At 44.5% G+C, this 18,780-nt stretch carries 15 protein-coding genes and 1 pseudogene; 8 read left to right on the top strand and 8 right to left on the bottom strand.

Going from position 1 to position 18,780, the window contains the following annotated elements:
- Positions 1-70: 70 nt before the first annotated feature.
- Positions 71-1,248, top strand: a protein-coding gene (locus tag N6G83_RS01780) for an IS3 family transposase (protein WP_260514448.1) whose coding sequence is annotated in 2 segments (ribosomal slippage) — positions 71-329 and positions 329-1,248 — 1,179 coding nt in all. Because the reading frame shifts where the segments join, the coding sequence is not laid out codon by codon here.
- A gap of 8 nt (positions 1,249-1,256) precedes the next feature.
- On the opposite strand, the pseudogene N6G83_RS01775 reads toward N6G83_RS01780, so the two are convergent.
- A pseudogene (locus N6G83_RS01775) lies at positions 1,257-2,042 on the bottom strand (ArdC family protein); the annotation flags it as partial.
- A gap of 470 nt (positions 2,043-2,512) precedes the next feature.
- Here N6G83_RS01775 and N6G83_RS01770 point away from each other — a divergent pair.
- From N6G83_RS01770 to N6G83_RS01760, 3 genes are read left to right on the top strand one after another with little or no spacing between them, the layout of a single operon-like run.
- Positions 2,513-3,418 carry a hypothetical protein gene (locus N6G83_RS01770; RefSeq protein WP_124988805.1) on the top strand — a complete coding sequence of 302 codons (906 nt, stop codon included), beginning with the start codon at positions 2,513-2,515 and terminating at the stop codon, positions 3,416-3,418.
- A gap of 2 nt (positions 3,419-3,420) precedes the next feature.
- Positions 3,421-5,424, top strand: a complete 2,004-nt coding sequence (locus tag N6G83_RS01765) for a hypothetical protein (protein ID WP_197832535.1) — start codon at positions 3,421-3,423, stop codon at positions 5,422-5,424.
- Positions 5,421-6,335 carry a hypothetical protein gene (locus N6G83_RS01760; RefSeq protein WP_197832534.1) on the top strand — a complete coding sequence of 305 codons (915 nt, stop codon included), beginning with the start codon at positions 5,421-5,423 and terminating at the stop codon, positions 6,333-6,335. Before N6G83_RS01765 ends, N6G83_RS01760 begins: the two co-directional genes overlap by 4 nt.
- Before the next feature lie 49 nt (positions 6,336-6,384).
- Here the strand turns inward: N6G83_RS01760 and N6G83_RS01755 are convergent, their stop codons facing one another.
- Positions 6,385-7,521 carry an N-6 DNA methylase gene (locus N6G83_RS01755; RefSeq protein ID WP_197832533.1) on the bottom strand — a complete coding sequence of 379 codons (1,137 nt, stop codon included), beginning with the start codon at positions 7,519-7,521 and terminating at the stop codon, positions 6,385-6,387.
- Between the two features lie 77 nt (positions 7,522-7,598).
- On the opposite strand from N6G83_RS01755, the gene N6G83_RS01750 reads away from it, so the two are divergent.
- Entirely contained in the window at positions 7,599-9,299 is a 1,701-nt protein-coding gene (locus N6G83_RS01750; protein WP_260514446.1) for a zinc ribbon domain-containing protein, read from the top strand.
- A gap of 15 nt (positions 9,300-9,314) precedes the next feature.
- Positions 9,315-10,154 (top strand): hypothetical protein, encoded by an 840-nt coding sequence (locus tag N6G83_RS01745; RefSeq protein WP_135718557.1) that lies wholly within the window; start codon positions 9,315-9,317, stop codon positions 10,152-10,154.
- Positions 10,155-10,544: 390 nt separating this feature from the next.
- Here N6G83_RS01745 and N6G83_RS01740 read toward each other — a convergent pair whose 3' ends face one another.
- The 3 genes from N6G83_RS01740 to N6G83_RS01730 form a co-directional block, all read right to left on the bottom strand.
- A complete protein-coding gene (locus tag N6G83_RS01740) occupies positions 10,545-11,753 on the bottom strand; it encodes an aldose 1-epimerase family protein (protein WP_260514431.1) in 1,209 nt (402 codons plus the stop codon).
- A gap of 413 nt (positions 11,754-12,166) precedes the next feature.
- On the bottom strand, positions 12,167-12,469 hold the full coding sequence (locus tag N6G83_RS01735; RefSeq protein WP_016927038.1) for an XRE family transcriptional regulator: 303 nt from the start codon (positions 12,467-12,469) through the stop codon (positions 12,167-12,169).
- Between the two features lie 4 nt (positions 12,470-12,473).
- Positions 12,474-12,827: a type II toxin-antitoxin system RelE/ParE family toxin gene (locus tag N6G83_RS01730; protein WP_025303493.1), complete on the bottom strand. Its 354-nt coding sequence runs from the start codon at positions 12,825-12,827 to the stop codon at positions 12,474-12,476.
- A gap of 438 nt (positions 12,828-13,265) precedes the next feature.
- Here N6G83_RS01730 and N6G83_RS01725 point away from each other — a divergent pair, with 438 nt between their 5' ends.
- Entirely contained in the window at positions 13,266-14,561 is a 1,296-nt protein-coding gene (locus N6G83_RS01725) for an MFS transporter (RefSeq protein ID WP_025303494.1), read from the top strand.
- A 26-nt stretch (positions 14,562-14,587) separates the two neighbouring features.
- Positions 14,588-15,394 carry a substrate-binding domain-containing protein gene (locus N6G83_RS01720; RefSeq protein ID WP_060447908.1) on the top strand — a complete coding sequence of 269 codons (807 nt, stop codon included), beginning with the start codon at positions 14,588-14,590 and terminating at the stop codon, positions 15,392-15,394.
- Here N6G83_RS01720 and N6G83_RS01715 read toward each other — a convergent pair.
- The 3 genes from N6G83_RS01715 to N6G83_RS01705 all read right to left on the bottom strand — a co-directional run bounded on the left by N6G83_RS01715 (position 15,369) and on the right by N6G83_RS01705 (position 18,081).
- On the bottom strand, positions 15,369-16,268 hold the full coding sequence (locus tag N6G83_RS01715; protein ID WP_043143085.1) for a LysR family transcriptional regulator: 900 nt from the start codon (positions 16,266-16,268) through the stop codon (positions 15,369-15,371). The two genes, N6G83_RS01720 and N6G83_RS01715, sit on opposite strands and share 26 nt — an antisense overlap.
- A 103-nt stretch (positions 16,269-16,371) precedes the next feature.
- Entirely contained in the window at positions 16,372-16,737 is a 366-nt protein-coding gene (locus tag N6G83_RS01710; protein ID WP_004935528.1) for a diacylglycerol kinase, read from the bottom strand.
- A 219-nt stretch (positions 16,738-16,956) separates the two neighbouring features.
- The gene (locus tag N6G83_RS01705; protein ID WP_043143083.1) at positions 16,957-18,081 is read right to left on the bottom strand and encodes a hypothetical protein; all 1,125 of its coding nucleotides are present in this window, start codon (positions 18,079-18,081) and stop codon (positions 16,957-16,959) included.
- Positions 18,082-18,780: the final 699 nt, after the last annotated feature.

Genomic DNA, 18,780 nt, shown 5'->3' with positions numbered 1-18,780 from the left:
TAGTGGCACAGTGAATTTGGCCACCTGATTAAAGGTGATATTCTCACCTCAACATAAAATAGGTGACTTAATGAACAAGAGAACTAAGCGTACTTTTAACCCTGAGTTCAGGCTGGAATGTGCACAGCTGATTGTTGATAAGGGTTACTCATATCGACAAGCCAGTGAAGCGGTTAATGTTGGTTCTACCACGCTTGAATCTTGGGTACGCCAGCTCAGACGAGAGCGTCAGGGTATTACGCCTTCTGCCACCCCCATTACCCCAGAGCAGCAGCGTATCCGCGAGCTGGAAAAGCAGGTTCGCCGCCTGGAGGAACAGAATACGATATTAAAAAAGGCTACCGCGCTCTTGATGTCCGACTCACTGAACGGTTCACGATAATTGCCAGGCTGAGTGACAGCCACACGGTAGTCAGACTTTGTTCCGCTCTGGGAGTACACCGTAGCAGTTACCGGTACTGGCAGAAACGATGCGATACTATTAATCCGGCGCGAGTCAGGTTGTACAGCGAGATACGTCGGGCATGGAACCAGAGCCGTGGCTCTGCTGGCGCGCGCACTCTGGCTGAAATGCTGACCCAAAACGGCATTCCGATGAGCCGTTACCGTGCCGGGCGTCTGATGAAATCCCTGAACCTGAGCAGTTGTCAGCCCGGAAAATATCAGTACAAAAATGCCCGTCAGGAGCATACATGCCTGCCGAATCTGCTCGAGCGCCAGTTCGCTGTACCGGAGCCAGACCGGGTATGGTGCGGAGATATTACTTATATCTGGGCAGGAAATCGCTGGTGCTATCTGGCGGTCGTAATGGATCTTTTTGCCCGCAGAGTTATCGGCTGGAGTCTGTCAGCGAATGCCGATACAGCATTGATAAGCAACGCTCTGCGGATGGCATATGAGACGCGTAGCCAACCGCGTGATGTCATGTTCCATAGCGATCAGGGAAGCCAGTATACAGGCCTGAAATATCAGCAACTTCTCTGGCGTTACAGAATAAAGCAAAGCGTCAGTCGGCGGGGAAACTGCTGGGATAACAGCCCGATGGAACGCTTCTTCCGCAGCCTGAAAACAGAATGGGTACCAGCGAATGGCTACGTGGGCAAAGACGAAGCCCGGCGGCAAATCAATCGCTATATATTGAATTACTACAATAGCGTCAGACCACACCACTATAACGGAGGGCTGACGCCGGAAGAATCAGAGAACAGGTACCGTTCTTACTGTAAAACCGTGGCCAATATTACTTGACCACTACATCCCAACTCCGCCACCAGTTCTTCCTCTGCATAATCCGCACTGCCAAACTTCCCTTTCATTTCACGGTTCAGGCGTTTTTTACCCCCGCTCCAGTGAACCAGCTCATGCAGACCGGTAGCGTAGAAGTTAGCTGCATCCGAAAACAGATGGCGCTCCGGTAACCAGGCTTCATCAGTTGATGGGCTGAAAAAGGCGTTTTGTCCTTTCTCGATGATGTTTGCGCCACTCTTCCGTAACAGGTTCTCAGCCTGCGGCAACGGGTTAAAGGTTGCTTCCGGGCTTACGGTTTCCGTAGTCAGGGGCAAACCGTCGATTTGCTGAACGTTAAACACGGTGAAAGTTTTCAGCATCGGGATTTGTTCAACGTCTCCGGCGGCGTTTTCCTTCTCCAGCGTAGTGTAGAAAATGGCTGTTGTGCCATGCTCACCCTTGCGAACCTGTCCACCTGCTGCCTGTGCCTGTTTGTAAGTCATCCAGCGGGAATCGCTGAAACCCTGTTTAGATGCGCTGCACCACAGCAACATGATATTCATGCCACTATAAGCCGCACCAGTGGCGTAATTGGAAGGCAGACCAGACATGCCATCTACACGCTGCCACGGGCAGGACCACGGTTTTACACCGCCTTCAAGTGCTGCAATGATGTTGTCGGTAACGGTCTGATAAATGTCGGCTCTGGTTTTAGAAAATTTCGTTTTTGAGGAGCCTGACGGGTCCAGCGGGGATACGCTGGTTGCCGCTGCGGTGTTAGGGGCGCTAGTCTGGGTATGCAGGGAAATCGTCATGGTTTTCTCTCCGTCAGTGTGTGATTTTCGTCTTCGTATCGCCTGACGGTTCGCTTTCCCGGCAGCGTTCTGTCTTGCAAGGGCGCAGAATGCGTGCCATTTACCCTTGCAGGACGGGTTGTGTTGGGAAACGATTAACCGGAAGCCGATACGGGAACGGAAATCACACGGGAGAAAAAACTTGCCCCTGCATAGCCGGGTGTAGCGCCCCTTCCTCCGTAGGGGGAAATGTTCTTGCAGTCATCAGTTGGAGATTTAGATAGGCGGGACTTTAACTTCTCTTGACTAGCACAAGATTAATACATTATTAACATATTGATTTCTTTCTTTTAATCTCTTATCATGAAGAAAATGTGCATTGATTGCGGTAGCTATAGCCAAAATCATCTCAGCTAATTATCTTTAATAACCAGAATTATCGTTAATCCTCTATTTATCCAAGTAACTTAGATTAACACATTGGAAAAACAATGAATTTAAATATTGATGAGCGATATGATTTCTTAATTGAAAAGTCCTTTGAAAATGCCAGAGGCATGATTAAATACAAATACATAGACAATATAAACATTCGAACATTAAATAAATGGATTGATAATTTTCAAAGTCGAGACGAAAAATACTTAAGCGCGGCCATTTTAAACTCCTTGATATTCAGAAATGAAGAGTCAATTAAGTCTATAGGCGCTGATATATTTCAAATCATGTTGCCTCAACTGCTCGAGCAAGAAGGAATATATAAAGTAAGCAATATAAAAGACTGGATGAAACTCTTGAATGGTCGCAATTGTAGAAGTATTCCAATTAGATTTACAGCCATTGATGATGTGGATAACAAAGCAGTTAAAAGTAGTAGCATCATCCTGAATACATTACAAAAATTGTTTTTTGATAGCACTCTAGGAATCAACTCACATAGTGTCACACAAAATCAAAATAACAATATAAAAGCTATCATTTTGTTTGACGATATAATCGGAACGGGATCACAACTCGAAAATTTCTTCACCAAAAGAAAATTTCATGAAAGTGATATTAAATTTATTTACATACCATTCTCAGCCGTAAATAAAACATATCAAGATCTTGAAGGTAAATTTGATAACCTAGTAATTAAGCCAGTAGAAATAATAGACGAATCACATAGTTTTTTTACTAAGGAAAATAAAATGCTAGGAGCAGTTGAAGGACTTACAGAGGAAGACTTCAAAAAATTCTATCTTCATGTGTGCAAAAGCAAAGGTATAAGTATTAATGGAAATCTTGGATATGGCGGTTTTGAGTTAACCTATTTATTTTCAAAATCAACACCCAATAACAATATTTCCATGATAGTACATAAAGATGAAAACTGGAACGAATTATTTAAGAGGTAAAAATGGCTAACATGTTAAGCTCCGTATTTGCCAAAAATCGTACAGAAGAGTTTCCTGATGACGTATATTCAAAGTATGTTCTTCCTATAAATAATCATGAAATTGATATTAGTGATGCCTCAAAGGCCTGCGTGATCGTAGGAGGGAGAGGGTCGGGAAAGACGATGTATTTAAAATACTATTGCTTTCCAACAATTTTGAGTTCAAATAGATCTGATATTGATTTAAAAAATTTGAAGAACCTAGGGCTTTATTGGAGACCTGATACATCATTTACACAACATATATCACAAAATTGGCTTGGACAATATTGGTCAAGTGCATTTAACAGCTATATGACGTTGTCTATATTAATAGAATATAATAAGTTACTCCAGACGTTGATTAATCATAATCAATTATCAGAAAATTCTAAAATATCGATAAAAAATATCGAAATTCCCGAAAGCATAACAAACCAATTATCTGTTAAAAGTGATAAGATTTATTTATTTGAAGCAAAGAAAATATTACAAAATTCATTATTCACATTATGCAACTGGATCAATTCTCCATTCACAGAAACACCTCCTTTTTCGTTAAACACAAAAGGAACTTTGTCACTTATTGCTAATGAGCTAAATACAGCTGTTAGTGAACTTGAAAACATAACATATCATATATTCATTGACGAATTTGAAAATCTTACAGAATCGCAGCAAATAATAATTAATACATTAATGAAACATGGGGAAAAACAGTTAATTTTCAGCATAGCTCATAAGAAAAATGCCATAATATCTCATGATACTTTAGGCAATGAAAAAATTGTTGAAAGGAATGATTATAGAACAATTGATTTGGAAAAACATTATAATAATAATTTTGATGTATTTGCTGGAGAAGTATTGGCTTTAAGACTGGAGGAATTTTTTGATCAGAAGCAACTTAATCTTTTTGTTCGTAAAGAAGAAAACCTAGAATACAGACAAACTCATGATTATTTGAAAGAAATAAGGAATTTAGCTGAAAGATTTTTGCCAAGCTTAACATATAGTGAAATGGCTCAAAATATTTTCAGCGATAATTCACTTTATGATAAGTTATTAGCAATTATAGCCGATGGGCTGGTTTTGCATAAAAAATCAAAAGTATTAAATGCAGAACAATTTATTGACATAAAATTTCCTGAGGCCAGTTTAGTTAATGCTGCCATATTAAATAGAAGCAATACATTACCTCATGTTTTGCTAGAACAATTCGAGGAATACAAAGGAGGAACTTCAAATAAATATCAACAGTGGATTCATAATTATTTGGTAGGTGTAATTCTTTTAATATATAAAAAATCACCTTCAAAAGATTGTCCTTTTTATTCCGGTTACAAACAATACGTTTTACTCTCAAGAGGTAACATAAGACATTTTCTGGAGTTATGTCATCAATCTGTATTGTTGAATGAGCAATTTAATGCCAAGACTTCCTCGAGAAGGCTTGACAAAATCCCCGTAAATATTCAATCTAGGGCAACAAAAAAAACAAGCGGACTAGAATTAGAAAAAATATCTGATTTAGGTTCACATGGTTCTCATTTAAAAAAAATAGCAACTAGATTGGGGAGAATATATTCATATAGCCAAACTAGAAAAAGTCAAAGTGAAGTAGAAATTAATCATTTCTCTCTGGATCTATCTGATGAAACAGAACTAAACGAAGATACTCGCACGTTACTTAATGAAGCAATAATCTGGTCTGTCCTTATCGAAGAACATAGTACTAAACAAAAAAACTCAGAATCTTTAGAAGTTAAGGATTATGTACTTCACCCTGTATTATCCGCACATTTTGGGATAAGCTACAGGAAGAAGAAAAAATTAAAATTAAACAAAGAAAGTTTAACTATAATATTTACTGCTGATGATAATAAATTCAATAGATTATTAAAAAGCTTTATTACCAAGTGGGATTTAGATGAAGAGCCTTTAGAAAATACAAATGATGTGGTAAAACAACTGGGGCTTTTATGATCACAATAAATAGAATAAGACAAAACCCAACTATAGATTCATGTTGTACTGAAGAATATGATGTTTTCTTTTGTGGTAAAGCAATTGATGAACGAACAAATACTGTTTTAAATCAAATAAAAGTTACCCCAAATTATGCGATTACGTTTGATAAGACAAACTATTCAATAACGATAGGTTCAACGCAATATAAAATATTCAGATTACAAGAATTCTTCATTTCATCCGATATCAGTAGAGTTTTAATTGATTCAACTTCACTAGGATTCCCTGAACTTCTATACCTATTGGATTCCATGAATAAGTCAGGAAAACATTTATATTGCACTATAATATATGTAGAGCCGAAAGAATATGCAAAAGAAGTATCTAAAGAAGGTGATGACGAATTTGTACTGAGTGACAAACGTTATCCATTTATTGCATTACCGGCTTTTGCTCTAGATAATCAATCTAATTCGGATGATAAAGCAACTCTAGTATCTTTTCTGGGATTTGAAAATTCTAGGTTAGGTCACATTTTAGAGCATGATGATGGTGCCAGTTATAAACAACTATTGGCTCACCTTGCTATTCCCGCTTATAAAGCAGGATGGGAAAACATTTCATTAAAACGGCATATGAAATATTTTAATATGTTGAACTCAGAATTAATAACATACCCAGGCTCTAATCCCTATGCAGTTAATGAACTTCTTAATGATATTATATCTGAACATAACAAAATTGTTATAACATCTTTAGGAACAAAACCTACTGCTATCGGAATTTGTGTTTTTCTAATAAATAACATATCAAAAAATAACGTGGATAATCAAATAGGCGCAATTTACGACTTCCCCGAAAAATCAGCTAATCGAAGTAAAGGAATTGGGCAAATTTACTCATATGAATTAGAAATATATAATTAGCTAGATTAGAAAAAGAAGCAGAGTATTAGTCATTCTTTGCTTCTTTTTTCTAACCGAATTTCATATCTGATGAAAAATATTTTCTCAATTTAATTCTAATATAGCTTTTGAAATTTTCCAGACTAATATGCTTAGCACACGTTCCTGTTGCATAATAATCTAACCATTGAGCCTTATCTTTTTCCCATGCTTGGAAAATATAATCTCTTAGAGCCGAGTCATTTATCCTCAAACAAAACACGCAATCACTTAATATCGCATCTGTGCCTGCATACAAAATGGTTCTCCCGAGAACTCTACTTCCTACTCTAGCGATCAAAATATCTCCAGATTTAACCAAGCATTCGTTTACTGGCGGCTCCCCTCTTTGATACTCTGATGGATTGCTATATGATGAAGTGTGGAAGAATGATTTTTTAGACGCCCGACATTCTTTACCCGTTTTCTTTCCTCTAAAAAGATGGAAATAATTATCAATACTATCATTCTGAGGAATTATTTTTTCATTTATAAACTCCTTATAACTTAATGAAATTGTAGTACAATTCCTCACTAAAACTAATCTTTGTGATTTTGAAGGTACATTTTTCTTAATGTGGTAGATATGTGTTTTAGCTTCTGTTTTTTTAAATGACTTATGATTGCATTCGATAATTTTTTTAATTTCGAAATTCGAAATTAAAAACGACCTTAGCCAAACAAAAGACTTTGAAGAGAAAAACATATCCGGAAGAATTATAGCTAATTCACCTCCTTTCTTTATCTTCATAATATTTAAGATTAAAAAAACTATTTCCGCCCTAATTTTTTTTGCATTAATAACCTTCGATGTCATCTTTGTGATTAAGGACAATAAATAATCATTAACTTCTATGAATTTAAATGGTGGATTGCATACAGCAACATCAAATGATTCACATGGCACAAGAGCAAATAGCTCTGGAGTGGTCGAATCGATATAATAACAAACAGCATCAGGATGTTTATTATTGAGAAACTCTACATTCTTTGCATCAATATCTGCAGCCGTTATTTTAATATCTGGAAAACGTTTCACCAATGCATCGATTAGAGCCCCCTCTCCTGCACTTAACTCTAGGCAACTTTGTGGGTACGACTGCTCAATCATGGATGCAAGCATCTCACTGACGTTGCTCTCTGTATAAAACTGTTTAAATTCAACCACTTATTTATAATTCTACTGTTTATTAAATCCTTGTGTTATCTTAACTAAATTCCTGTTTACAATCAAAGAGATTGTTTATGACTACAAACCATATCGAAAATCTCCCAGACGATCTTGACAGCTTTGAGTTTGAGGAAAGAGCCGACTACCTTCCGGACGATGTCCTTGTACGTTGGTCTCCAAATAATAGCCATTTTTACTCAGTACAAAAAAAACTAACGCAAGTTGGAGCAAAACTCTTGGTGGGACCGAGAGGCTCTGGTAAAACTCATTATATGCGACACGCTTATCTTGAATGCAGGAAAAATAAATCACTCCCTCTTCCACTATATGTGTCGTTTAATCATTATCTACGTCTAGAAACATACATTCATGAAACTTCAAATGCTATCGAGATTTTTCACACATGGGTCCTCGCCAAGATAATAAATGCATGTCATGAGGATTATGATATTTTCCCTTTTGATGATATTTCTATAGATGATATTAAAAACTTCATTATAGATATTGAGAAGCAGAATTATTTGCCAGAGCATAACAATATAATTACATCACTAAATATTGATATTGTTCAATCAATAATTGATACCTGTGCAAATTCACAAAACAGAAAAAGATCCGTTCTGTTCTTTGATGATGCTGCACTTACCTTAACAAAAGAATATATGGTTGAGTTTTTTGATATTTTCAGGAGCATTAAGACTTCAAGAATATCACCTAAGGCATCAGTATATCCAGGCACGACACAATATGGTCCAAGATTTCATTTAGGTCAAGATGCTGAACCTGTATTAATATGGCAAGACGTTGAACAAAGTGAATACATAGATTTTATGTATGCGCTCGTCAAGGAAAGATTTAACAACCAAGTCGTTGAAGATAAAGATATAAACACCCTTCTTATTTATGCATCATTCGGAATCCCAAGAGCTTATATTAATTTGATAAGAGCTTATTCTGAGTCAAAATCTAAAACTAAACAAGCAAAATTCAATCATGTTATTGAAGACAGATGCAAGTACACCTATGACGAGTATATTTCAATTATTGATAAATTACCTCAATATGGTGAATATATTAAATCTGGATGGGAACTTTTCAATAAAATATTGATGGATTTAAAAACAATAAATTATGAAAACATACAAAAGGATAAGGCTAATTATAAAAAAACAGTTTCAGTCGGTATTGAAGATATGGATTCTGACAAAATAGAAAGAATAATTAGTTTCTTAATCGAAGCAGGTCTCCTTTATGAATATACTAGCACCTCGCATGGCCGCGAGAGAAAATTACGCCGCTTTACACCACATTATGCTTTCCTTATAAAGGAAAAAACGTTTTCAATTAGCCGAGGATTTAGTGCAACGAGACTGGTTGAAATATTAACATCTCGTTCTGAAAAACATCCCTTGCGAAGGTCTTTTTTTTCGTTATTGTCTAAGGAACATTTTGAAAAAATATCGTTAACATTACCAAACTGCTCTAATTGTGGTGAAAAACGGTTATCGGACAATCAGAAATTCTGTCATAACTGCGGTAAAGAACTTATCGATGAATCATCTTTTCGTTTGTGTATGAAGAAAAACTTACTTGAACTACCTTTAACAAAATTCCAAAAGGCAGTAATCCAACAAACTAATTTCAAAACAGTTGAGGATGTTATTTCATCTAAAAACACAGCGACAGAATTTATGAAAGTTAGACAGGTCGCGCAGAAAAGAGCTGCAGCATTAGAATTTAAAGTTCGCTCATGGGTTAACGAGTTTTTAGCTTAAATGGCAGAAAAAATCATGAATAATAATAAATTTTCATATAATATATCTGGGCAAAAAATCACGCCAAACATTAATACAATAAATTTTTTTGATCAAAGTTATCAAGAACCTCAGTTTTCTGCTATAGATATTTACAATAGCAAAAAAAACATTCATATCAGATTACTAGGTGAACCAAGCGAATCAGATGAATGGAAATTGCTTGTAAACCTTATCATGCTGGGATTTATATCATTAGTTGAAAGCTATTGCCGTTGTATTATACGCAGAGTATTGATTGTTGATAAACAAGCAAGGTCATTCAGTTTCAAAAATAACGTAAGCTATGCTGCAGCTGTTTATCATGAAAAAAGTATTCTACCAGAAGCTTTATTAGAAGATGCCACATTCATCTCTGAATCAAATATACTTGACACCATTAAGATATTTACCGGATTACGTATAGATAGACAAAAATCACCATCTGTAATATCTGCTTTGCAGAAGTATGAACAAGTATGCCAACTACGGCATTGTATAGTTCATCGTTCAGGTTTATTAGGTACAAAGAATGCTTTAAAACTTGGCCTTGAACAACATTATACTTTTTTAGAAAAACCAATTATTATTAGTTATGATGCAATACAGTCTATTATTTCAGTATGTGATAATGTTGTAAAAGAATTAAATGATGAAATTTTCAACCTCCTTCTTGATGGGATTGCTCAACAATTTGAATGGACTGGAGATCTTAGAAAAGATAAAAAAACATTCTCAAAATATTTTGATGTTTTTTATTCTTCAAGCGCGAATGCTAATAAATCTGCTGAATTAAAAAAATGTTATCGCTCTTTTTGCAGCCATTATGGTTTTTAGACATTCCGTCCATCTATATGCCAAAACATAAAAGAGGGGTGAGTTGAGAAAATGTTTAACACTAATATGCTAAGGCTATTTATGAGCAACCTTCAAGATTAGTCATTAATTTTTTCGTATGTATAGGATGGTGTCGGTAGTATTGAGAGTTGATAACTTTAGGTGCTTACTATTACCAGCAATCTTTATGTTATTCATATGTACGCATCCATGTACATTTATGGTGGTCATTCTGGTGGTCTTGACAGAAAGGTAATTCAGGTTTAGCTTACTTTTTAGCCAGTTACTGGCAAAGGCGATCCCAGTCAGAGGAGCCATATTTAGAGAAGCCCGCTTAAGGAAACTTAAGCGGGCTTTTTGCTTTAACGCTAAATGCATCGACAGGCAGCGTTACTCTTTGGCTATCGGCGCGTCATTCTCTTCAATTTTTACCTTGCCCTGAATATCCGCAATCTTCTTCTCCAGATCCGCCACCTGCGCTTTGCTGTGCAGCAAGGTATAGGTCAGATCAAACTGCGCACTGGCGCCAGGCTGCAGCTGCTTAACGCGTTTTTGTTCACGCTCAATAGTGACCGGGTAGGCATAGCTGGTGCCCGGCTCAATCCCCGTCACATACCCCTGTTTTAACGTATCGGTATTCTTCCACAGCGTCAGGACGGGCAACTGGCGGGTATCGAACTGAATCGCCACCCCTTTGTCGCCCGCGTTATTGACCAGCGCCGCCAGTGTCTGATGATTCGGATCCGATAATGGCTTAATGTTAAAGACCATTTCATCGAACCCTTTGGTTGGACCGGCATAGGTTGCCCAGGTCTTCAGCCCGGCTTTGGCATAGTCGTTAAACGGGCTGATGCTGGCCATCGGCGCCAGGAAGCGGGCGCCATTTTCCAGAATCGGTGCGCCGAAATTGCTGTGATAAATAATCTGGTAGTCATGGGAATAATCCGCCCGGTTGGTTAACACATCATGCAGGCGGAAACTGTTGCTGCCGGGCACATAGCGCAATTCGGTCAGGGTTTGCAGATCGGCTTTTTTGAATGTGCTCTCTTTGATCAGGCCGCGAACACGAATTTCATACGGCGCCGTATCCGCGACCTCAACCTCAACCCGCGAGGCCGGCGTATTGCCCGCTTTGCCGTGCAACGTGTACATTTGCCCTCCTTCGGTCACCGGATGACCGGTCCACTCATAGCCACAACGCACCATCATCTCATTGAAACCTTCCAGCCAGCCGAGCCCATTGCGGCTTTCCAGGTTGATAAAGGCGGGGTTGACCACCTCTTTGACCGGGGAATCCCATCCCATTTTCGCGCCAAAGCCTTCTGCCCGCAGGAGATTCATGCCGCGGGTGGGGCTCAGCGTGATGGTCAGGCCATCCTCGCTGCGGATAATGACGACTTTGCTGCCTTCTTGCTTGCCGCCGTGCAACACTTTTTGCTCAATGCTGAACGTTTTATCCTTCACCTTCAGCGCCTCACTCGAAATCTTCCAGTTTCCTTTCTCCACGCCATCTTCAGCGCTGGTCAGCACCCAACTCTGCGCCGCCGCCTGCCCTGAAATCAGGGCCGAAAACACCGCCATAACCCATGTCTTTTTCATTTCCCTTCCCCTTTAGCTGAATCGATTTTTTCTAAACAAGGAAAATCTACTGTTAAGCAGGTTAAAGAAATGTGATGAGCTTCACCGGGTGAGTATTTGAAGAAATAGCGCGATAAAAATACGAATTCCATCGCAGTTTTAATGAAAGACGTTGAGTTTTTGCACATGAAACGAGCTACTTATCAACATAATTTGTATCGTTTCAGCTAAGGAGCAAGGAGACAGTTACGGGCAAGCAAGACATCGCGAAGGGAGTGCGCGTGGCTTGTTTAACGCTATCCGGCCCAAACGAAAGCGCTCAGACAGCCTGCCCGTCTTGAGCCTCGTTGCTTTCACGGCCGCCTGCTTGTGTCAAAGCACAAAGCCCGCACCGGGGAATCTGAGCGGGCTTTGTGCCTTTCTGCCGTTAGCGCTTACAGCACAAACTCGTAGTGAGAGCCGTCCGGCAGTTCGATGTCCAGGCGCAGTTTGCCGCCGGCCGCCTCAACATAGCGTTTAAGCGAAGACAGTTTCAGATCGCGGCCCGGTTTTTCCATTACGGCAACGGTCGGCTGCCTGATCCCCAGCGCCTGCGCCATTTCAACCTGCGTTTTCTGTACTTTTTCACGCAGCTCGGCAAGGTGAATGTTCAGCATGATGTCCGCCGCCAGCGCCTGCGCTTTGGCCACGACCTCGGGCTTTTCATCCGCAATAAGCTGTTCCAACGTTCTGCCCATCGCGTCACTCCTTCTCGTTTAATGTGTTCAGCCAGTTCGTGAATTCCCGATCGGCAACCTGGATCATCCGATCGTAAAAACGCTTTTCATTACCAGCTTTATTGCCCGCGCAAAGCACGATGCCAATACGGTACGGATCGAAAGCGAAGAATGCCCGCAACGGTTCGCCTCGGCACTGAATGCGCAACTCTTTCATATTGCTGTAACGTGAGCCTTTAACCGTATCGGCATAGGGTCTGGGCAGACCCGGCCCCTTTTCCCGCAGGACCATCAATGCGGCAAGTACGCCGGCCCGATCGGCATCGCTGAGCGATCTGTACCAATGATCAAATGCATCCGTTGTTTTAATTTCCCACACGGGACCTCCCTAAAATATAGATCAGTAACTATATAGATGTAAAGCTATAGCAGAGAGGCGCAGGGATAACATGCAAAGGCATACGTGGATACTGCAAGGCTGAACGTACATCCACGTATTTTGCAAACGCAGTGCGAGGTATTCATCTTTTTACGTACGGTATCGAACAATCGTTCAGAGGCACGGGGCGCTTCCCCGCCGCCCCTTTATGAACCCTGTCACAAAAAGCGCATAACGTTTTCGGCGTTCTGCGCAGCGGGCAATGAGCGACAAACTTGTTAACGCCACGTTACATCGGGTTAGGCAACATTGTTAACGCCGATTGATGCGTCAAACGCATCGCGTCATGCGTTTATTGCGCTTATTTACTTTATTTTCCTGAGCGAGTCTTCAGCAACAGGCGCGGCGTCAAGCGCCAATAACAAACTGGAGATAAAGATGCATTCCTCTACCTCACCCATGACCATCAGGGCCAGAACCGGCGCGATACTGCGCGTCACCTCCGGCAACTTTTTAGAGCAGTTCGATTTTTTCCTGTTCGGCTTTTACGCTACCTACATCGCACACACCTTTTTCCCGGCCAGCAGCGAGTTCGCCTCGCTGATGATGACCTTCGCGGTATTCGGCGCAGGTTTTCTGATGCGCCCGATCGGCGCCATCGTGCTGGGCGCTTACATCGATAAAGTCGGCCGCCGCAAAGGGTTGATCGTGACCCTGTCGATCATGGCCGCAGGCACCTTCCTGATCGTGCTGATCCCCTCTTACCAAAGCATCGGGCTTTGGGCGCCGCTGCTGGTGCTGTGCGGGCGTCTGTTGCAAGGCTTCTCGGCGGGCGCGGAGCTGGGCGGCGTGTCCGTCTATCTGGCTGAAATCGCCACGCCGGGCCGTAAAGGCTTCTACACCAGTTGGCAGTCCGGCAGCCAGCAGGTGGCTATCATGGTGGCGGCAGCCATGGGCTTCGCGCTCAATGCGGCGCTGGAAGAAAGCGCCATTCGCGAATGGGGCTGGCGCCTGCCTTTCCTGTTTGGCTGCCTGATCGTTCCCTTCATCTTCTTCCTGCGCCGCAAGCTGGAAGAGACGCAGGAATTTACCGCTCGCCGTCACCACCTGGCGATGCGCGACGTGTTTAAAACCCTGCTGAAAAACTGGCCGGTGGTGATCGCCGGCATGCTGATGGTCGCCATGACCACCACCGCGTTTTACCTCATCACCGTCTATGCGCCGACCTTCGGCAAAAAGGTGCTGCTGCTCAGCGCTTCAGACAGCTTGCTGGTCACCCTGCTGGTGGCGATCTCCAACTTCATCTGGCTGCCCATCGGCGGCGCGCTGTCGGATCGCTTCGGCCGCAAACCGGTTCTGGTCGCCATGACGTTGCTGACGTTGGCCACCGCCTACCCGGCGCTGAGCCTGCTCGCCGCCGCCCCCAGCTTCAGCATGATGCTGGCCGTGCTGCTGTGGCTGTCCTTCATTTACGGCCTCTACAACGGCGCGATGATCCCGGCCTTGACGGAGATCATGCCAACGGAAGTGCGGGTGGCCGGGTTCTCGCTGGCCTACAGCCTGGCGACGGCGGTGTTCGGCGGCTTTACGCCGGTAGTCTCCACCGCGTTGATCGAATACACCGGCGACAAGGCTTCACCGGGCTACTGGATGAGCTTCGCCGCGCTGTGCGCCCTGCTGGCGACGCTGTATATGTATCGCCGCATCGCCATGCCGCTGCAAACCGCGCGCTAAGCCGCCATCTCAAAAGGAATGATGTCATGCTAAAACTCACTCGTTCGATCCTCGCCGCGCTGGTGTGCGTCTCCTGCAGTACGGCGGCGCTGGCCAAAGACGTGACCGTGATGATCTCCGGCGGCTTCAAAGCCGCGCTGGAGAAGCTGGCCCCGGAATATGAAGCCCAAAGCGGCGATAAAATCATTCTGGTGTCCGGCCCCTCGATGGGCAAAACGCCGCAGGCGATCCCCGCGCGGTTAGCGCGCGGAGAGCAAGCCGATGTGCTGATCATGGTGGGCGACGCGCTCACCCAACTGGAAAAAGAGCGCTGGACCCAGCCGGGTTCGCGCGTGGAGCTGGCCGATTCGCCGATCGGCATGGTGGTCAAACAGGGCGCGCCCAAGCCGGTGGTAAAAACGGATGCCGACCTGCGCAATGTCCTGCTGCAGGCGGACTCTTTCGCCTATTCCGACAGCGCCAGCGGCCGCTATGTCAGCGGCCAACTGTTTAAAAAGCTGGGTATCGAGGAACAGGTGAAAGGGAAAGCGCATAAGGTTGAGCGCATTCCGGTGGCCTCTGAAGTGGCGCAGGGGAAATACGCACTGGGCTTCCAGCAGGTCAGCGAATTGCTACCCGTGGCGGGCGTGACCTTTATCGGCGAGCTGCCGGAAAACGTGCAGTACATCACCCGCTTCGCGGGCGCGGTAACCGCCAAGGCGGAGCACCGCCGCGAAGGCAAAGCGCTGCTGGACTTCCTCACCTCCTCTCAGGCGCAGCCGACCATTCGTGCGACCGGCATGCGAACCGTGCCGGCGCCGCAGCCGGTCAGGCAGAGTGATACTGTTCAGTAATCAGCTTTTCCAACTCGGCGGCGACGAAAGACTGCATGCGGCCGCCGCGTCTGATGAGGCCTACGGTGCGTTTCACCACCGGATCGACCAGCGGTACCGACGTCAACACCGAATGCTCTGAAGCGGGCATCGACATGGCGGGCACGGCGGCAATGCCGATGCCCGCCTCAACCATGCCCAGCATGGTCGTCACATGGCGAGTTTCACACACGCTGGGGCGTTCCGGCACGAGGTGTTCCAGGCGCTGATCGAGCAGATTGCGATTGCCGGAGGTTTTATCCAGCGACACGTAATCCTGCTGATAAAACTCCCGCCAGGTGAGGCTCTTTTTACCGGCGAGCGAATGGTCACGCCGGCAGGCAGCCACGTAGACGTCCCCCACCAACGGCACAAACTCAAGATTAGGCTGCAGCCGCCCGGCGAAGCAGATGCCGAAATCGGCCTGGCCGCCGGTGACCGCCTCGATGACATTGCCTGCGCTGCCGTCGATCAGCTTAACGCGCACGCGCGGATAGCGAAGCCGGAAACGGCGTATCACGTCGGGCATGAAATAGTAGGCCGCCGATGGCACCGTGGCGACGGTGACCAGCCCCACCCGCTCCTGGCTGACCTTATCGATATCGGCCATCACCGCTTCGACGTTCATCAGTAACTGCTCCGAACGTTCGGCGAAGGCCTGCCCGTACAGCGTCAAGGTCACGCGCCGGGTGGTGCGGTCGAACAATTTGATGCCCAGCGCGTTTTCCAGCTTCTCAATCCTGCGGCTCAATGCCGACTGCGACAGGCAGATGGACTCTGCGGCCAGCCGAAAATTGCCGTACTCCACCAGCGCGCGAAACGCATAAAGATCGTTGAGATCAAAATTCACGGGCATAACGGCCAACTCTCCTTGCTGAAATGGCAGAGGACGCAAAACAACGATGATAACCGCTTATATCGCCACGGCAACCGGCTTGCTGGTTGAGCCACCAAAGCCCCTATCGCCCCAGCAGCACCATTCCCCAAATAATGATAGTCATCACCACGGCCACCAGCTGCGCTGCGCCGCCCAAATCTTTGGCGCGTTTGGATAACGGATGTAATTCCAGCGAAATGCGATCGACCACGGTTTCAATCGCCGTATTAAGCAGTTCAACCACCAATAGCAGAAAACTGCAGGTGATTAATAACAGCCGCTCTATATTTGTAATATCTAAACCAAATGTAACAACCAGTAAAATGGCGTTAATAACCAATAATTGGCGGAACGCATCTTCGGTAAGCACGGCGTCAATAAACCCGGCCCAGGAATTCCTTATGCTGTAGGTTAATCGGCTTATTCCTTTTTTCTTTTCCACAGGCATACAATCTGCTCTCGTCAAGACTGCGACAATCACTCGCGAATAAATAACGCGGCGTGAATTTATCACGAGTTTATTAATTAAGGACCTTAACTGTTCTCTTCCAGGAGGCGATGCATTCCCTCACGCGCCGTCACCCTGCCCCTGAAACGGCACCGCCCGAAAATACCCTGCCGCGGTTATTATTCTGAGAACGTGAAAAGGCGATGCGTTATCAGCCGGTTAAAGCGTTTTCTCGAACAAGCGGTAGCGCTTATAGGGAACTGCGCCGATGCGTTCTAAAATCGTCCGCATGCCGGTATTGGTTTCCAGGATCCACGACATTTCCAGCGCGTCGATATTGCGCTTCGCGAAAGGCTCGCGCAGCGCCTCAATAAGCAACAGCGCAATAATCGGCCCGATGCGGCTGAATTGATATTCCTGACGCACGCCCATCAACGGCACGCGCGCGGTGCGCACGCCGCTGACTTTCAGCCGCCACAAGAGCTTCGCCCAACCGAACGGCAATAACCGCCCCTGCAGATCGGCAATCGCTTCGTTGATGTTTGGCAGGCCGACAATAAAGGCACAGGGGGCACCATCCACCTCGGCGATATGGATCATATCGTCGGGCACCAGAAACTTCAGCTGATCCCCCATGGTGGCGAACTCATGCTCGGTGAACGGGACAAACCCCCAGTTATGCTGCCACCCGGAGTTGAACACCTCGCGCAGCACCTGCATCTCCTCGCGAAAGCGCTTGCGATTGAGGCGGCGCACGGTCACCTTTTTGCGCACCTGATCCATCATCCGGGTCAGCGACGGCGAAAAATGCAGATCGGTTCTTTTCATCCAATAGGCAAGCAAATCAATCCCTTCGCTGTAGCCCTGTTGCGCTATCTGGGCCGCGTAGTAGGGTTTCGCGTGCGTCATCAGGGCGGAAGGCGGGGTATCGAACCCTTCGACCAACAGGCCGCTTTCCTGATTGATATTGAGGCTGAATGGCCCGGTGATTTTACGCGCGCCTTTCGATCTCAGCCACTCTTCCGCGACCGTGAATAAGGTGCTGAAAACGGCGGGATCGTCAACGGCGTCAATCATGCCGAAGTGGCCGGTATCCTCGCCATGCAGCTCCCGGTGCAGAGAATCGATTTGCGCCGTGATGCGCCCAACGACTTTGCCATGTTTTTTGGCCACCCATGCCTGCCATTCAATATGGTCGGTGCCGGGATTCTTCTTTGACAGGTGCTCTTCGCGCTCGATATGCAGCGGCTCAATCCAGTTCGGATCATCGCGAAACAGTTGCGAGGGGAAAGCAATAAATTCTTTAAGTTCGCGTTTATCCAGAACTTTCTCAATACGGATCATAAATAGCCTTACGTTTTAATAAAATAATTAAATGAGCGCGCGACAACGCCTTTAGCATTTTTTATGCTGTTCTCTTTTATTGGATTGTGTATTGCCTCCGGTTCAATGATAAGAAAAACCGAATATTACCCCCTGTGAATCAGCGCATTATTGGCTCTACATTCACCCTGTGATGTCCATAATTGATAAAAAAAGGAAACAGAAAGCGGCGCAGCCAGGCTACGCTAATGGTGCTCTTTTATTATTTCGTGCTGTTATGGCAAAAGAAACTCGCCGTTTTTAGTGTACCGACTTTAATCAGGAGGTGTGCCGCCATCTTTACCACTTAATGCTCTTTTTAAGATTAGCCTTAAATGAATCGTTCACTTTTGGATTTCTTGCGGCATACTGTTTAGGAAGTGTTTAAGTTCCAAGATAGCCATGCATGAGGTCATAACCTATGAGCCGACCGTTATTTCCTGCCCGACAGATGCAGACTAAAGAACGGCAAACCCCGGATATTACAATAGCCTCTCGTATATCGCCGGGGTGCCGTTCAGGCTGATAGCACGGGCTACTCGCGCTCTGACCGGTTAATAACCGGCGTGCCGCTCAAGCACGGCAATATACGCTGTTCGCGGAATGAAGATGGTTGAATAACAAACTTATTCAAAAACCTATTCATAGTAAAACATCAATTACCTCGCCAAGAGTGATTTT

The organism is Serratia sp. PL7, assembly GCF_945957435.1.
This window is presented reverse-complemented; position numbering and strand designations above follow the sequence as displayed.

Coding starts and splice junctions, on each gene's coding strand:
- N6G83_RS01710 (WP_004935528.1), bottom strand. CDS start 16,737: ATGCCTGTGGAAAAGAAAAAAGGAATAAGCCGATTAACCTACAGCATA.
- N6G83_RS01745 (WP_135718557.1), top strand. CDS start 9,315: ATGAATAATAATAAATTTTCATATAATATATCTGGGCAAAAAATCACG.
- N6G83_RS01765 (WP_197832535.1), top strand. CDS start 3,421: ATGGCTAACATGTTAAGCTCCGTATTTGCCAAAAATCGTACAGAAGAG.
- N6G83_RS01705 (WP_043143083.1), bottom strand. CDS start 18,081: ATGATCCGTATTGAGAAAGTTCTGGATAAACGCGAACTTAAAGAATTT.
- N6G83_RS01725 (WP_025303494.1), top strand. CDS start 13,266: ATGCATTCCTCTACCTCACCCATGACCATCAGGGCCAGAACCGGCGCG.
- N6G83_RS01715 (WP_043143085.1), bottom strand. CDS start 16,268: ATGCCCGTGAATTTTGATCTCAACGATCTTTATGCGTTTCGCGCGCTG.
- N6G83_RS01760 (WP_197832534.1), top strand. CDS start 5,421: ATGATCACAATAAATAGAATAAGACAAAACCCAACTATAGATTCATGT.
- N6G83_RS01770 (WP_124988805.1), top strand. CDS start 2,513: ATGAATTTAAATATTGATGAGCGATATGATTTCTTAATTGAAAAGTCC.
- N6G83_RS01740 (WP_260514431.1), bottom strand. CDS start 11,753: ATGAAAAAGACATGGGTTATGGCGGTGTTTTCGGCCCTGATTTCAGGG.
- N6G83_RS01735 (WP_016927038.1), bottom strand. CDS start 12,469: ATGGGCAGAACGTTGGAACAGCTTATTGCGGATGAAAAGCCCGAGGTC.
- N6G83_RS01720 (WP_060447908.1), top strand. CDS start 14,588: ATGCTAAAACTCACTCGTTCGATCCTCGCCGCGCTGGTGTGCGTCTCC.
- N6G83_RS01750 (WP_260514446.1), top strand. CDS start 7,599: ATGACTACAAACCATATCGAAAATCTCCCAGACGATCTTGACAGCTTT.